The organism is uncultured Roseovarius sp. (genome assembly GCF_947259555.1).
GTDB lineage: Bacteria > Pseudomonadota > Alphaproteobacteria > Rhodobacterales > Rhodobacteraceae > Roseovarius.
In genome coordinates this window covers 1-15,081 of the sequence record NZ_CAMYMD010000066.1, presented here as the reverse complement: position 1 = coordinate 15,081, position 15,081 = coordinate 1, and the positions used below count along the sequence as shown (strand labels likewise).

At 63.7% G+C, this 15,081-nt stretch carries 11 protein-coding genes; 1 reads left to right on the top strand and 10 read right to left on the bottom strand.

Translation table 11 applies throughout. The annotated features are described in order from the left end of the window. Positions 1–2: 2 nt before the first annotated feature. Positions 3–3,422 carry an indolepyruvate ferredoxin oxidoreductase family protein gene (locus Q0X85_RS10840; RefSeq protein WP_297771970.1) on the bottom strand — a complete coding sequence of 1,140 codons (3,420 nt, stop codon included), beginning with the start codon at positions 3,420–3,422 and terminating at the stop codon, positions 3–5. 170 nt (positions 3,423–3,592) lie between these two features. Here Q0X85_RS10840 and Q0X85_RS10835 point away from each other — a divergent pair, with 170 nt between their 5' ends. Next, the gene (locus tag Q0X85_RS10835; RefSeq protein WP_297771969.1) at positions 3,593–4,498 is read left to right on the top strand and encodes a LysR family transcriptional regulator; all 906 of its coding nucleotides are present in this window, start codon (positions 3,593–3,595) and stop codon (positions 4,496–4,498) included. 217 nt (positions 4,499–4,715) lie between these two features. Here the strand turns inward: Q0X85_RS10835 and Q0X85_RS10830 are convergent, their stop codons facing one another. The 9 genes from Q0X85_RS10830 to Q0X85_RS10790 all read right to left on the bottom strand — a co-directional run. Further along, on the bottom strand, positions 4,716–5,846 hold the full coding sequence (locus Q0X85_RS10830) for a Xaa-Pro peptidase family protein (RefSeq protein WP_297771968.1): 1,131 nt from the start codon (positions 5,844–5,846) through the stop codon (positions 4,716–4,718). Continuing rightward, a complete protein-coding gene (locus Q0X85_RS10825) occupies positions 5,843–6,874 on the bottom strand; it encodes a pyridoxal-phosphate dependent enzyme (protein WP_297771966.1) in 1,032 nt (343 codons plus the stop codon). The genes Q0X85_RS10830 and Q0X85_RS10825 overlap by 4 nt, the downstream gene beginning before the upstream one ends. 137 nt (positions 6,875–7,011) lie before the next feature. Next, a complete protein-coding gene (locus Q0X85_RS10820) occupies positions 7,012–7,800 on the bottom strand; it encodes a xanthine dehydrogenase family protein subunit M (RefSeq protein ID WP_297771964.1) in 789 nt (262 codons plus the stop codon). 11 nt (positions 7,801–7,811) lie between these two features. Then, positions 7,812–10,175: a xanthine dehydrogenase family protein molybdopterin-binding subunit gene (locus Q0X85_RS10815; RefSeq protein WP_297771962.1), complete on the bottom strand. Its 2,364-nt coding sequence runs from the start codon at positions 10,173–10,175 to the stop codon at positions 7,812–7,814. A 118-nt stretch (positions 10,176–10,293) separates the two neighbouring features. After that, positions 10,294–10,779 carry a (2Fe-2S)-binding protein gene (locus Q0X85_RS10810; protein ID WP_297771961.1) on the bottom strand — a complete coding sequence of 162 codons (486 nt, stop codon included), beginning with the start codon at positions 10,777–10,779 and terminating at the stop codon, positions 10,294–10,296. A 115-nt stretch (positions 10,780–10,894) separates the two neighbouring features. Continuing rightward, on the bottom strand, positions 10,895–11,887 hold the full coding sequence (locus Q0X85_RS10805) for a molybdopterin-binding protein (protein ID WP_297771959.1): 993 nt from the start codon (positions 11,885–11,887) through the stop codon (positions 10,895–10,897). Continuing rightward, on the bottom strand, positions 11,884–12,846 hold the full coding sequence (locus tag Q0X85_RS10800) for an XdhC family protein (RefSeq protein WP_297771957.1): 963 nt from the start codon (positions 12,844–12,846) through the stop codon (positions 11,884–11,886). Before Q0X85_RS10800 ends, Q0X85_RS10805 begins: the two co-directional genes overlap by 4 nt. 1 nt (position 12,847) lies before the next feature. Next, complete coding sequence (locus Q0X85_RS10795; protein WP_297771955.1) at positions 12,848–13,828, bottom strand: hypothetical protein; 981 nt, start codon at positions 13,826–13,828, stop codon at positions 12,848–12,850. Between the two features lie 21 nt (positions 13,829–13,849). Next, a partial coding sequence (locus Q0X85_RS10790) for a VWA domain-containing protein (protein ID WP_297771953.1) occupies positions 13,850–15,081 on the bottom strand: 1,232 nt, incomplete at its 5' end.

The following is a 15,081-nucleotide window of genomic DNA, read 5'->3' as shown; positions in this document are numbered from 1 at the left end:
GCCTACTCCGCCGCCCGTGCCATTTCCGTCCCACCTGCGCGGATCACCGCCAAAAGCTCCTCGCGCCGCTTTTCGGCCTTTTGCTCATTCGCCTGTTTGACCGGGCCAAATCCGCGGATAGAGAGCGGCAATTCGGAGAGCGTGATGATGGCGTCACGGGTGCGGCTGTCGAGCTTCGGCAGCACCTCGGCCATGTCGGCCTCGTATTGCTTGATCAGCGCGCGTTCCATCCTGCGCTCTGCCGTGCGGCCAAAGGGATCGAGCGGCGTGCCGCGCAGGAGCTTAAGCTTTGCCAAGACACCGAAGCCGCGCAGGATTCCAGGCCCGAATTCGCGCTTTTTGGGGCGTCCGTCATGGCCGGTCTTGGACAGGACCGGCGGGGCAAGGTGGAATTTCATCTTGAAATCGCCGCCGAACTCCGCCCGCGCTTTCTCCGCCGTTTCCAGATGCAGCCGGGCGACCTCGTATTCATCCTTGTAGGCCAGCAGCTTGTGATAGCCCTTCGCCACGGCCTCTTTCACGGCCGTATCCTCGATGCCGTCGAGCATCTTGCGATAGCGCTTGACCAACCGCTTGCCCTGATAGGCGTGCAGGTGATCGGCGCGGTAGGCGATTTTGTCGTCCAGCGTTTTCGGCTTGGCTATGACGGTGGGGGTCAGGAGTTTCTCCACCTCCGCCGGATAGACCGCCGCCCAACGGCCCACCTCGAAGGCGCGCAGATTGGCCTCGACCGCCGCACCGTTGAGGGTAATGGCCTGCGTGATGGCGTCATGGCTGATCGGGATCAACCCGCGCTGCCACGCCGCGCCAAAGATCATCATGTTGGAATAGATCGAATCGCCCATCACGGTCTTGGCCAGGTCCGAGGCATCGAACATCTGCACACCCTCGCGCAGCCGCGCCTCCAGTGCCAGTTGCAACCGGTCGGCGGGCAGGTGAAACTCGGGGTCGCGGGTGAAATCGCCGGTGACGATCTCGTGGCTGTTGACCACCGCCCCGGTACGCCCCTGACGCGTCAGGCCAAGCGTCTTGGCCCCGGCACTGACCACCAGATCGCCGCCGATCAGGGTATGCGCCTCGCCCGTAGCGACCCGGATCGCGTTGATATCGCCGGGTTTCTCGGCGATGCGGCAGTGGATATGCACAGCACCGCCCTTTTGCGCGAGCCCGGCCATTTCCATCATGCCGGCGCCCTTGCCGTCGATCTGCGCGGCCTGTGCCATGACCGCACCGATGGTGACGACGCCGGTGCCGCCCACCCCGGTGATGACCACGTTATGCGTGCCGTCGATTTCGGGCAGCGTGGGCGCGGGCATGTCAGGCAGGGTCAACTCGGCGGTGCTCTCCTGGCGCGGTGTGGCCCCTTCGAGCGTGACAAAGGAGGGGCAGAATCCCTTGAGGCAGGAGAAATCCTTGTTGCAGCTTGACTGGTCGATGGCCCGCTTGCGCCCCAACTCGGTCTCGACCGGCACGATGGCCACGCAATTGGATTGCGCGCCACAATCGCCGCAGCCCTCGCAGACATCGGTGTTGATGAACACCCGGCGGTCGGGATCGGGAAACTTGCCGCGCTTGCGGCGGCGGCGCTTTTCGGCGGCGCAGGTCTGGATATAGAGAATGACGCTGACGCCCTCGACCGTTGCCAGCCGATCCTGCACTGCCATCAGATCGGATCGTTCCGCGAATTCAATGTCTTGCGGGAAGGACTTCAGGTCGATCTCTTCCTTTTCGTCATAGACCACAGACACATGCCTGACCCCCATGGCGCGCAACTCGGCGGCGATGCGCGGCGCGTCGAGCCCGCCCTCGTTAGCCTGCCCGCCGGTCATCGCCACGGCGTCGTTGTAGAGGATCTTGTAGGTCATCGTGGTGCCAGCGGCGAGCGCCGCGCGAATGGCCTGCACGCCGGAATGGTTATAGGTGCCGTCGCCGAGGTTCTGGAACACGTGACCGCGCTTGGAAAACGGGGCCTCGCCGATCCAATTCGCGCCCTCGCCGCCCATATGGGTAAAGCCGGTCGTCTCGCGGTCCATCCACTGCACCATGTAGTGACAACCGATCCCGGCATAGGCGCGGCTGCCCTCGGGCAGTTTGGTGGATGAGTTATGCGGGCAGCCGGCGCAGAAATACGGCAGCCGCGTGGCGATTTCTTCGGCATTGTCACCGGCGCGCGCCTCCGAGAGTGACGCCAGCCCCGCCTTGATCCGGTCGGTGCCGCGCCCCTCCTCAATGAGGATGCCGCCCAGCTTCTCGGCGATCCAGATCGGATCGAGCGCGCCGCGCGTCGGGAACAGCTCGTCGCGGTGCATGCCGCCCGCGCCGCCCTTGTACCAGCCATAGACACGCCGCCCACGCCGGTCGTCAAAGATCGCCTCCTTGATCTGCACCTCTATCAGCTTGCGCTTTTCTTCGACCACGACGATCAGGTCGAGCCCCTCGGCCCAGTCGTGAAACCCCTGCATGTCGAGCGGAAAGACCTGCCCGACCTTGTAGGTGGTGATGCCCAGACGCTCGGCCTCGTCCGCGTCGATGCCCAGCAATTCCAGCGCATGCACCAGATCGAGCCAGTTCTTGCCCGCCGCGACAAAGCCAATCTTGGCGCCCGGCTTGCCCCACATCCGCTTGTCCATGCGATTGGCGCGGGAAAACGCCTCGGCGGCAAAGCGTTTATAGTCGATCATCCGCGTCTCTTGTGCGTGCGGCGTGTCGATCAGGCGGATGTTCAGCCCGCCCTCGGGCATCGGAAAATCGGGGGTGACGATCTGCACGCGATCCGGATTGCCATCCACCACCGCCGTCGCCTCGACCGTGTCCTTCATCGTCTTGAGCCCGACCCAGACCCCGGCAAAGCGGCTGAGGGCATAGCCGTAAATGCCGTAATCTATGATCTCCTGCACACCTGCGGGGCTGACCACCGGCATATAGGCATCCACCAGCGCCCATTCGCTCTGATGCAGGACGGTGGAGGATTCGCCAGTGTGATCGTCGCCCATGGCCATCAGCACACCACCATGCGCGGAGGTGCCCGCCATGTTGGCGTGCCGCATCACGTCGCCCGAGCGGTCCACCCCCGGCCCCTTGCCATACCAGAGGCCAAAGACGCCGTCATACTTGCCCTCACCACGCAGTTCGGCCTGTTGCGCGCCCCAAAGGGCGGTCGCCGCCAGATCCTCGTTGAGACCCTCCTCGAACCGCACCTGCGCCTCGTTCAGGACCTTCTGCGCGCGGCGCATCTGCATGTCCACGGCCCCGAGGGGCGAGCCGCGATAGCCGGTGACATAGCCCGCCGTGTCCAGCCCCGCCGCCCGGTCGCGCGCGGCCTGCGTCAGCATCAGCCGCACCATGGCCTGCGTGCCGTTCAATAGAACCGGCGATTTTTCCAGATCGAAGCGGTCGTTCAGCGATACGTTCTGCGTGGTCATGTGCGTGCCTCCCGTGTTTGAGGAACTTGCCTCAGTATAGGGCAATATTAGGTCATAATTTATGACCTACCAAGAGGAATTTCGTAAAATTATCGCGCGCTTGCTATCGCCCCTTTGCGTTTTTCTGCTATTACGTCAGAGGTGCTGTAGTTTTTCGGAAAGTTAGGGTCATGGACTGGGACAAGCTCAGAATCTTTCACGCAGTGGCAGATGCCGGCAGCCTGACCCATGCGGGTGATCAGCTTCATCTGTCGCAATCGGCGGTCTCCCGCCAGGTGCGCGCGCTTGAGGAATCGCTGAATGCTACCCTGTTTCATCGCCATGCACGGGGGTTGATTCTCACCGAACAGGGCGAATTGCTGTTCGATGCCACCCGCGCCATGCTCAAGCGTCTCGACGCCGCCACCGCGCGCATCCGCGACAGCGAGGAAGAGGTGTTCGGCGAATTGCGGGTCACCACCACGACCGGGTTCGGCACGCTCTGGCTCGCCCCGCGCCTGCCCAAGCTCTACGAGAGGTTTCCGGACCTCAAGATTGATCTGATGCTCGAAGAACGCGTGCTCGATCTGCCGATGCGCGAAGCCGATGTTGCGATCCGCATGAAGGAACCATCACAAGCCGATCTCATTCGCAAACGTTTGATGAGCGTGCATATGTGCCTCTACGCCACGCATTCCTATGTCGCAAAACATGGCAATCCCGAAGCACCGGAAGATTTGCAGAGCCATCGGTTGATCTGCCAGAATCCACGCTCGGCGCAGGTCGGGGCCGGTGCGATGCTCGTAAACGAATTGATGACCAATGACATTTCATCCCTGTTGACGGTCAATAACTATTTCGGCGTGCTGCAAGGGGTTTTGCATGATCTCGGTGTTGGCGTCCTGCCAGATTATCTGATCCGCGATTTTCCACAGCTCTTGCGGATCTTGCCCGACGTGTCCTCGAGCGAGGTCCCGGTCTTCTTGGCCTATCCCGAAGAACTTCGGCACTCCAAGCGGATTGCCGCCTTCCGGGATTTCGTGCAGGACGAGATCATCGCTTACAGGAAAACGGTGAAGGAACAGGCGCTTGGCTGAGAGATTGCGCATCATCTGAAGAAGCCATGCAGTTGTCGCATATCGGCCATGCTGCATCTGCGGCATTATTTCTCTTGATCGAGTCGGGGTGCCCCATTATTTCGCTCTTGTGACGGTGATAGCCGCAAGGCGCTCACCTTCATACCTCCCTGTTGGACTTTGGCCGAGCTTAGTGCTCGGCCTTTTTTTTGGTTGCGCAAAATTTATGCGCGGGCGGTTACAGGACGGGCAGTGGTTTTTCCGAAAAACGGGACAACCTGCGCGGCGCGCCCTCGGTGATCACGATATTCTCTTCATGAACCATGATTGTGTCAGTGGAGACACTGACGCCCGGCTCCAGCGTGATGACCATACCGGGCCGCAACATGGTGTGATCCCTCGACGTAAGCGACAACCCTTCCGTCAGTTGCATCCCCAGCCCGTGCCCGAGGCGTCCCGCGTCTTCGTCCGCGCCGACGATAGTGGCCATGGCGCGCCACACATCGCTCGCGCGAGAGCCCGCACGCGCCGCAGCCTCACCTGCAAGAGTGGCGTCGAACAGCCGCATCTGCGCATCTCTTTGACGCGCGGTGGAGCGCGCAATCGCAAAGTTGCGGTCGTAGTCGCAGAAATATCCATCAAAGACCGCACCCGTGTCGAGCATGAGAACGTCCCCCGCAGCAAGCCGCACGTCTGAGGCCGGCGAGATGACATCCGAATAGCCCTCGGGCCCGGCCCCTCCCGCGAGGTAGGGCACCCAATCCGCGCCTTCCTCCAGCAACAGCCTTTGAAACTCTCGAAACACCCGACTAAGAGGAATGCCGGGAGCAGAGATCTCGCCCACCCGATCAAAAGCGCGTCCGGCAATGTCACAGGCAAAGGCGATCTTTTCTATCTCCGCCTCCGACTTGACGGAACGCAGCGCCGCCACAATCCCGGCATCGCCGCGCCAGTCCAGACCGCTTGCAAGGCGCACCCGCTCGAAATCCGCCAGCGGCATGCGCAGATGGCTCTCCGGCCCGTCGGGCACACCAATTGGCCCGCCGACCTCGCGCAGTGTCTCGGCCAGCAGTGACACGCCATCGTCGACCGGGTCAGGCGCGGCCCATGTGCGGATGTCACGGATCCAGGTCTTTGCCATCAGAGCCGCGCCAATGGACGGAATCACAGCAATCGGGGCTCCCGTCACTGGAAGGACCAGAAACCAAGGGCGTGACGGGCTTTCCCAAAAGCGCGTCAGAAAGCCGGAGAAATATCTCAGATCGGCCTCGGTGGTCAGGAGCAGCGCGCCCAGACCGGCGCGCGCCATCTCCGCTTGCGCACGCGCCACACGTCCAAGGTACTCGGACGTGTGAAAGCCGCGTCTCATCCCTCGGCCTCTTCACTCAGAATGCACAGCACGCGGGCGTCGTTTGGCAGATCGAGGGCGCGCAACGCCGCAATGCCAGCCGCGCCCGACGGGGTGGACGACAAGCCCTTGTCCGCCAGATCAGACAGAACTCCAGCCGCCTCCGCATCACTGATCGTCACGAATGCATCCGCATCGCGTGCCAGCCCCTTGAGGGCGATCAGCGATGGCACCTTGCAATCGAGTCGGCCCATGTTGGAAACCTCGCCGTTCGTCTCCAGAGGGCGCCCCTCGCGGATGCTGTCGTATAATGCAGGCGCGCGCTCGGGCTCGACCACAATGATCTGCGGCGCGTCGCCCCAGACATGCCGAAACCATGCAGCCGTGGCACCCGCCATACCGCCAACCCCGGCTTGCAGCAGGATATGCGTCGGCGCAGGCTCCATGCGGCCCGTCACTTCGGCGGCCATCGCAAGATATCCTTCCATCAGGCGGTGCGGCACATCGAAATAGGCAGGCCAAGAACTGTCAGACAGAAGAATCCAGTCATTGTCCTGCGCAGCACGGCCTGCGGCCACCATGCTGGCCTCGTAATCCACACCGCTCCGGATCACGTCTGCGCCTTTGGCCCGCAGACGCTCGGCAAAGGTCTCCGGCACCTGCTCTGACAGATAGATGACCGCCCGCGCCCCAAAAACGTGCGCGCCGGCGGCGACAGAGAGCCCGTGATTACCCGCACTCGCGGTCACATAGGTTCGCCCGTCAAGGGCGCCCTCGGGAGTTTCTTTATCCAGCTCGGCCGCGTCATGGGCAATGACATAGGCCGCTCCCAGTGCCTTGAAGCTGCCCAGTCCCATCCGTTCGCGCTCGTCCTTGACCCATAGTTCCGGGCCAAACCCTTCGACACGCACAAGTGGCGTCTCCTTCGCGGCCGGACAACGCCCAAGTAAATCACGAACGGCCTCCGCATCTATACTTGGCCACGGGGCACCATTCAGGACCTTCTCGGGCAGCCCCTCGCCGCGCCACGGATTCTCGACTTTCTGCATATGCATCACCTTTTCGTCTTCGGCGCGAGGCAACGCGATATCCGGGCGCAGGTCAAGCCCACGCCGTCGACGCCCCCCTTTTACAAGAAAGGCGGGCCCAACGACCCGCCTTCTCGATCCGTGGTTCAGCGCAGGTCTTACGCGGCGGCGGCCACCGCCCGGCGGGTCAGAACACCCACCAGATGCGCGCGGTAGTCACCCGAGCCATGCATGTCGCTGATCATGCCATCGCCCGACAGGCTCAGCCCCTCCACAGCGCCAGCCGAGAAATCAGACGACAGTGCCGCCTCCGCCTCGGACCAGCGAAACACGCCGTCCTCCGACGCGCCGGTCACCGCAACCCGCACACCATCCGCATATTTCGCGACAAACACCCCCGCCAGCGCAAAGCGCGACGCGGGTTGCTCGAACTTCTGGTAATTCGCCTTTTCCGGCACCGGAAAGCGCACTTCGGTGATGATCTCACCTTCCTCCAGCGATGTGGTGAACATGCCTTCAAAGAAGTCATCCGCCGCGATCTTGCGGTTGTTGGTCACCACCGTCGCCCCCGACCCCAGCACCGCCGCCGGATAACAGGCGGACGGATCGTTATTGGCAAGGCTGCCGCCGATGGTGCCGCGATTGCGCACCGCCGGATCACCGATATTGCCAGCAAGCGCCGCGAGCGCCGGATAGGCCCCCGCGCCTGCCGCCACATCGGCATGACAGGTGCCCCCGCCAATGCAGAGCGCGCCGTCATCGGCGGTACAGATCCCTTGCATCTCCTTAATGGATGACAAGCAGACAAGTTTGGCCGGGGCGGCGAGCCTCTGCTTCAGGGTGGGGATCAGCGTTTGCCCCCCGCCAAGCGCCTGCGCCTCTTCACTGCCCATCGCCTCGATCGCATCGGCGATCGTGGTCGGGCGCTCGATATCGAATGCATACATGATCGCTCTCCTTACCCTTGCATCGCCTGCCAGACGCGCGACGGCGACAGCGGCATGTCGATATGGGTGACGTTTTTGCCCCCCGATTGCAGCGCGTCGATCACCGCGTTGACCACCGAGGGCGGGCTGCCGATGGCCCCCGCCTCGCCACAGCCTTTCACCCCGAGCGGGTTATGCGTGCAAGGCGTCTGACAGGAATGATCGACCTCGTAGAACGGCACATCATCGGCGCGTGGCATGGCGTAATCCATGTAGGACCCGCTCTGCAGCTGGCCGTTCTCGTCATAGACGCAAGCCTCCAGCAGCGCCTGACCGATGCCCTGACCGATGCCGCCATGCACCTGCCCCGAGACGATCATCGGATTGATGATATTGCCGAAATCGTCGGCGGCGGCAAAGCGCTCGATGGTGACGCGGCCGGTATCGGGATCGACCTCGACCTCGCAGGCATAGGCCCCAGACGGATAGGTGAAATTCGACGGATCGTAGAACGCCGTCTCCTCCAGCCCCGGCTCGATATCCTCGAGCGGGTAGTTATGCGGCACGTAAGCGGCCAGGGTGACATCGCCCCAGGCCACCGACTTGTCGGTGCCCGCGACGCTGAACTGCCCGTCTTTCAACTCGATATCGGCCTCGCTGGCCTCCATCAGATGGGCCGCGATCTTCTTGGCCTTGTTGATGATCTTCTCGGTCGCCCGCACCATGGCAGAGCCGCCCACGGCGATGGAGCGCGAGCCATAGGTGCCCATGCCCATCGGCGTATTGGCGGTATCGCCATGCACGATCTCGACCTGATCGGCGTCGATGCCGATCATCTCGGCCACCACTTGCGCGAATGATGTCTCATGCCCCTGCCCGTGCGAATGCGAGCCGGTCATCACCACGAGGCCGCCGGTGGCGTTGACCCGCACCGTGGCACTCTCATAAAGCCCCGCGCGCGCGCCCAATTGCCCGACAAGGTTCGACGGCGCGATGCCGCAGGCCTCGATATAGCAATTGACGCCCAGACCGCGCAGGCGGCCCTTGGCCTCGCTTTCCTTGCGGCGTGCGGCAAAGCCCTTGAAATCCGCGATCTCTTCCAGCTTGTCCATCGTGGCGTGATAATCGCCGGTGTCATATTCCACCGCCACCGGCGTGGCGTAGGGGAACTCGGTGATGAAGTTTTGCCGACGCAGAGCGATTGGATCAACGCCCAATTCACGCGCCGCCTTGTCGATCACGCGCTCCAGCTGATAGGTCGCCTCGGGCCGTCCCGCGCCGCGATAGGCATCGACCGGCACAGTATTGGTAAAGACCGCCTTGACGTTCACATAGATCAGCGGGGTCTTGTAGTTGCCCGCCATCAGCGTGCCATGCAGCCAGGTCGGAACCGAAGGCGCAAAGGTGCTCAGATACGCGCCCATATTGGCATGCGTGTCGGTGCGCAGCGCGGTGAAATTATTGTCCGCATCCAGCGCCAGTTCGATCTTGGTCACGTGGTCGCGGCCATGCGCATCGGTCATGAACGCCTCGGAACGCGAGCAGGTCCATTTCACCGGGCGGTTGAGCGCCTTGGCGGCAAAGGTGCAGAACGCCTCTTCGGCATAGTGAAATATCTTGGAGCCGAACCCGCCGCCCACATCCGGGGCCACCACGCGCAGCTTGTGCTCGGGGATGCCCAGCACAAAGGCGCCCATCAGCAGGCGGATCACATGCGGGTTCTGGCTCGTGGTATAAAGCGTGTGATCCCCGGTCGAGCGATTGAAATCGCCCACGGCGACGCGCGGCTCCATCGGGTTGGCGACCAGACGGTTGTTCACGAGTTCCAGCGTGGTGACATGCGCGGCCTTCTCGAAGGCCTCATCGACCGCGCCCTTGTTCTCCTCGACGAACCCCCAGTCATAGCAGAGGTTCGACGTCAGATCGTCATGCACCTTGGTCGCGCCCTCCTCAAGCGCCGCCTTCATGTCCACGACCGCCGGCAATTCCTCGATATCAAGCTCGATCGCCTCGGCGGCATCGCGCGCCTGCTCGCGGGTCTCGGCCACCACGGCGGCAATCGGATCGCCCACATGGCGCACCTTGCCCTGCGCCAGCACCGGATGGCCCGGCTCCTGCATCACCTCGCCGTGCCGGTCGGTCACCTGCCAGCCGCAGGGCAGCCCGCCGATGCCTTCAAAATCCTTGCCCGTGAACACCCGGATCACACCGGGCATCGCCTCGGCGGCGCTTGTGTCGACGGTGTCGAGCCGCCCATGCGCCATATCCGAGCGCAGGAAATGCACATAGGCCTGCCCGCGCAGATTGATGTCGTCGGTATAGTTCCCCGTGCCGGTCAGAAACCGCACGTCCTCGCGCCGCTTGGTGCTGGCGCCGATGCCTCCGTCCTTTGGCATGTCTTGACCTCCCTGAATGGTCCGGGGTCTCCCCCATCAAACCCGCAGCATTTTCATCTTGCCCGAAATATTCCGGGGGAGCGCCGCAGGCGCGGGGGCAGCGCCCCCTCTTGTCCGCTTATTCCGCCGCGATCTTGCTCACATCCTGCCCGGATGCCGCGAGGATCGCCTTGACGATATTGTGATAGCCCGTGCAACGGCACAGGTTCCCCTCAAGATAATCGCGCACCTCGGCCTCACTCGGCGTCGGGTTGTCCTTGAGCAGTGCCGCCGCCGACATCACCATGCCCGGCGTACAGAACCCGCATTGCAGCCCGTGATGGTCCTGAAAGGCAGCCTGAATCGGATGCAGCGTGCCGTCCGGCTCGGCCATCGCCTCGATGGTCTTCACCTCCATGCCCTCGGCCTCGGCAGCGAACATGGTGCAGGCCTTGACGGCGCGGCCCTCCACATGCACCACGCAGGCCCCGCATTGGCTGGTGTCACAGCCCACATGGGTGCCCGTCAGGCCCAGGTTCTCTCTCAAGAAATCGACAAGCAGCGTGCGGCCTTCAATCTGGCCCGATGCTGGCTTGCCGTTCACGGTCATCTTGACCTCTGGCATTGGCTCCTCCCGGTTGGCTATATGCGCTTCCAGTCAGACCTTAGTCGTAACGATCCAACTGTCCAATGCGACTAAAGCATGCCTCCCGCCGCTTGAGAACCCGGTTTCTTGTGCCTCAGCCGCGCGGGCCGCGCCGGGGCTGCGGGCGGGTCGGGATTTCCTTGAGCAGACCGCCCACCCCCATCGCCGCGATCTCGGCGGCCCCGCAGGGCAGACCGCAGGCCACCCGTGCCAGCACCCAATCGGCCCCGTGCAGCACCGGGCTGCGCGCCGAGCCGGGCAGGCCGATCACCGGCTTGCCCTTTATATCACCCAGAAACAGCAGGTTGCCGGGATCGACCGGCATGCCGAACCGCTCCACTTGCCCACCCGCACGGCGCAGCGCCTGCGGGGCGGTGTCAAAGGGGTCCGACGTGGCCGAGGCGGTGAGGATCAGCACGATCTCGCTCTTGGCCACGCGTATGGCCTGCGCCAGCGCGGTCTCGTCATGGCGGCAGGTCACCGTCTCGGCCATCTCCATGCCAAGGCCCGTGACCCGCGCCGCAATCGCCTCCGCGCCCTTGGTTCCCGGCCCGCCGGGCACGTCCGTAACGATCAGGCTCACCGTGGCGTAGCGCGCCGTGGCCAGCCGCACCGCCCCGCGCGCGGCCTCCTCTGCGGCCTCCACCGCCACGCCCGGCACGCCATAAGCGATGATCTTGACCGTCGCGATCATGCCGCCCGCGCGGATCTGATGATGGTCGGGCACGGTGGCCACGGTGATCATCGGATGCACGGCATTGGCGGCATTGATCGCGCCCACGTCGAGGCAGACCACGCCGGGCCGCTCCGCCGTCAGATTCACCCGGCCGGTGAAGGGGTGTCCCCGGGCGATTCCAGCAGCCTCGGCATGCAACGCATCCGCCAATGTCTGCGCCGCCGCATCTTCATGCAAGTCCCCCGCCTCCAACCGCGCGACGGTCACGCTGTGATAACCCGCCGCCCGCAGCGCTGCGATCTCATCTGCGCCCAGCACTGCACCCTTGCGCAGCCGCTCCGACGCCACCCGCTCGGAATGCGCGAGGATCGCGCCCTCCGCCTCGGCCAGCGGCACGGGGCCGAACTTCATGCGCCCTTCCTCAGCACCCGGGTCATTTCAGCGAGGATGCTCACCGCGATCTCCGACGGCCCCGCCGCCCCGATATCGAGACCGATGGGCCCGTGAATGCGCCCGATCTCGGCCTCCGAAAACCCGGCCCCGGTCAGCCGCTCCACCCGCTTGGCATGGGTGCGGGTGGAGCCGAGCGCACCGATATAGAACACGTCAGAGCGCAACGCCTCGATCAGCGCGGGATCGTCCAGCTTGGGATCATGGGTCAGCAGCACCAGCCCGGTGCGCAGATCAAGGCCCAGGGCCCTCAGCCCCTCGTCGGGCCAGTCGTGCAGCACCGTCTCGCCGGGAAACCGCGCCTCCGAGGCAAAGCTTTCACGCGGGTCGATCAGGATCGGATCATAGCCCGCGATCCGGGCCATCGGCACGAGAGCCTGCGCGATATGAACCGCCCCCACGATGATCAGGCGCAAGGGCGGGTTGTGAATGGCCACGAAGGTCTCGCCGTCCTCCTTGAACCCCGAGCGATCCATCCGAAAGCGGCTCTCATGCCCGTCTCGCTCCAGACTGCGCCCCCCTGGCCCGGTCACATAGGCCACCGGCACGCGCGCCTCGCGCGCCAGCACCAGATCGGCCAGCAGATCCTCGGGCATGACCGAGCCCACAGGCTCCACCAAGACCCGGATCGTGCCGCCACAGGCGAGGCCGACGGCAAAGGCATCGCCGTCGCTCACGCCATATTCCAGCATCACGGGACGGCCCTCTTCGATGGCATCGAGCGCCTCGGCGACCACAGCCCCCTCGACACAACCGCCCGAGACCGAGCCCGCGATCTCGGCCTCGCCGCTGATCGCCAGCTGACTGCCCACCCGACGCGGCGCGCTGCCCCAGGTCTCGACCACCGTGGCCAATGCCGCCCCCTTGCCCGTCCGGTGCCACGCAAGTGCGGTTTCGGGTATGTCGTCGAAACGCCCCATTTTAATCTCCAGGCACATTCACTTGCTCTTGGTCTACCAGACGTACGACCTCGTCGCGCAGGCCGTTGCGCCAGTCTTTCATGAATTCCGCGACGCAATCCCGCATCCAGCCATGCTGCCGGGCCCAATCGGCCTCATCCATTGCATCTGCATTGAGCGTCTTAAATATCTGGAACAAGCCGTTTCTGTTTCGCTCCCATTTTCCGCCTTCGAGCGATGGATAGTTCAACGACGCGGACCACTGCTGAAAAATAGTTGGATCCCGGCGTCCCAAGGACAGGTACGCGCCGACTGCACCCTCACCAATCATCCGATAGAGATAAATGCCCCCGCCATCAGGCGGCTTACTATCGCCAGTTAAGGCAAGTTTCATCCAACCTTGATTTGGCGCGCTAGCTGGTGGCGACAGGCCCTCGCGAACCGGCCAATTATCGAGGAATGCCTGCCAATACTCCATGCGTCGCTGGTAGTCTTCCATTTCCCTCGCGTGCGCCTTCTGTCGCTGGCGGCGCACCCAGTCATTGGGACGCACAGCAACTTCGAATTTGGGGGCGGGGTCACTCTCACCAATACGCCATGCCTCGAGCTCGACGCCGAAAAAGGCAAAGTCCGTGGAGGTATTGTTGTTCAGCCATTCCAGCGCGGCCCGATGTTCATCACGCAGAGACTCAGCGATCCATATGACGGTCCGCACATCCTCACCCCCCGCAAGATAGGTCAGTATCTGCCCCAGATGCCCATGATCGCTCTTGTGAAATTGGTTCTCGATCACGACGGTGGCGTCATTGATATCCTTGCAAACCACATCAGCGCGGAAACTGCCGACACTCACTTCGGTCGAAATCCGATCAAGTGGTCCGAGTTCAAGGGTTTCGGAGAGAAGGTGCAGGTTTTCCGGCAAAGCGAGCCAAGGTGTAAAATCGGCATCCTCCCTCGGCCATATCGTTCTGAGGGCCTGCTTCTCCAAACGTCCGATCTGCATTTAGGCTCCCTTCAGTTGCTGTCAGTCCTGCAACGCCGCCATCAACCGCGCCTTTTCGCCATCGTCATCGCGGCGCGAGATCACCTCGGCCAGATCCTCCAGCGTGGCGATGGAATGGCCCGCGCGGAACGCGTCCACATGCGGCAGCATCGCGCGGATGCCTTGCGCCTTGGGCGCGAACCCCTCCCACCGCAGCAACGGGTTGAGCCATATGAGCCGCCGCGTCGACAGGTGCAGGCGCTCCATCTCGTGGCTCAGCGCCTCGGGCGCGTCGCGGTCCAGACCGTCGGTGATCAACAGCACCACCGCCCCCTGCCCCATCACCCGGCGCGACCAGTCGCGGTTGAACGCGTGCAACGACGCGCCGATCCGGGTGCCACCCTCCCAATCCTGTGCCTGTTTGCCGGCGGCGGCAAGCGCGGCATCCACATCCCGCGTCGCCAATTGGCGGGTGATATTGGTCAATTGCGTGCCAAAGGTGAAGGCATGCACGCGCGCCCAGCCCGCCCCCTTCTGATTGGCCACGGCATGGAGAAAGTGCAGGACCATCCGGCTATATTGGCTCATCGAGCCGGAAATATCGCAAAGCACCACCAGATTGGGCCACCGCTCACGCGGTTTCTTGCGATGAATGCGGCGCATCTCGCCGCCATGACGCAGCGCCCCGCGCAAAGAGCGCCGCATGTCGAGCCGGGCACCCTGCGGGCTCGCCGCCCCCCGGCGCGAAGCGAAGGGTTTGACCGGCAGGGTCAGCCGCGCCAGCATGCGCTTGGCCTGCGCCACCTCGGCATTGCTCATCTGCTCGAAATCAAGCTTGCGCAGCCGCTCGTCGCCCGACATCGTGGCCGAGGCGTCGATGTCGATCTGCACCTCGTCGCTGTCATGTTCCTCGATCTCGGGCACATCGCGCGCAATGCCGTCAAGCAGCGCCTCTGCCGCGCGCTTCTCGGCGGCTTGCGCGCTGCGGTCCTCCTGCACGCCACGGATGGCGGGCAGCATCATCGCCATCATATGCTCCATGTAGCGCGGATCGCGCCAGTAGAGCCTAAACACCTGCGCAAAGACCGTCAGATGTTCGGGCCGCGTCACAAGACAGGCGCGCAGGGTGTAAAAGAAATCCTCGCGGCTGCTGAACCCGGCGGCGGCCACCGCGCGCACCGCGTCGATCACCCGCCCCGGCCCGATTGGCAGCCCCGCCGCCCGCAGCGCGCGCGCAAAATGGGTGATGTTGTGAGACAGCTTGGGGTCGTCGG

Coding starts and splice junctions, on each gene's coding strand:
- Q0X85_RS10820 (WP_297771964.1), bottom strand. CDS start 7,800: ATGTATGCATTCGATATCGAGCGCCCGACCACGATCGCCGATGCGATC.
- Q0X85_RS10800 (WP_297771957.1), bottom strand. CDS start 12,846: ATGGGGCGTTTCGACGACATACCCGAAACCGCACTTGCGTGGCACCGG.
- Q0X85_RS10825 (WP_297771966.1), bottom strand. CDS start 6,874: ATGCAGAAAGTCGAGAATCCGTGGCGCGGCGAGGGGCTGCCCGAGAAG.
- Q0X85_RS10815 (WP_297771962.1), bottom strand. CDS start 10,175: ATGCCAAAGGACGGAGGCATCGGCGCCAGCACCAAGCGGCGCGAGGAC.
- Q0X85_RS10795 (WP_297771955.1), bottom strand. CDS start 13,828: ATGCAGATCGGACGTTTGGAGAAGCAGGCCCTCAGAACGATATGGCCG.
- Q0X85_RS10810 (WP_297771961.1), bottom strand. CDS start 10,779: ATGCCAGAGGTCAAGATGACCGTGAACGGCAAGCCAGCATCGGGCCAG.
- Q0X85_RS10835 (WP_297771969.1), top strand. CDS start 3,593: ATGGACTGGGACAAGCTCAGAATCTTTCACGCAGTGGCAGATGCCGGC.
- Q0X85_RS10830 (WP_297771968.1), bottom strand. CDS start 5,846: ATGAGACGCGGCTTTCACACGTCCGAGTACCTTGGACGTGTGGCGCGT.
- Q0X85_RS10840 (WP_297771970.1), bottom strand. CDS start 3,422: ATGACCACGCAGAACGTATCGCTGAACGACCGCTTCGATCTGGAAAAA.
- Q0X85_RS10805 (WP_297771959.1), bottom strand. CDS start 11,887: ATGAAGTTCGGCCCCGTGCCGCTGGCCGAGGCGGAGGGCGCGATCCTC.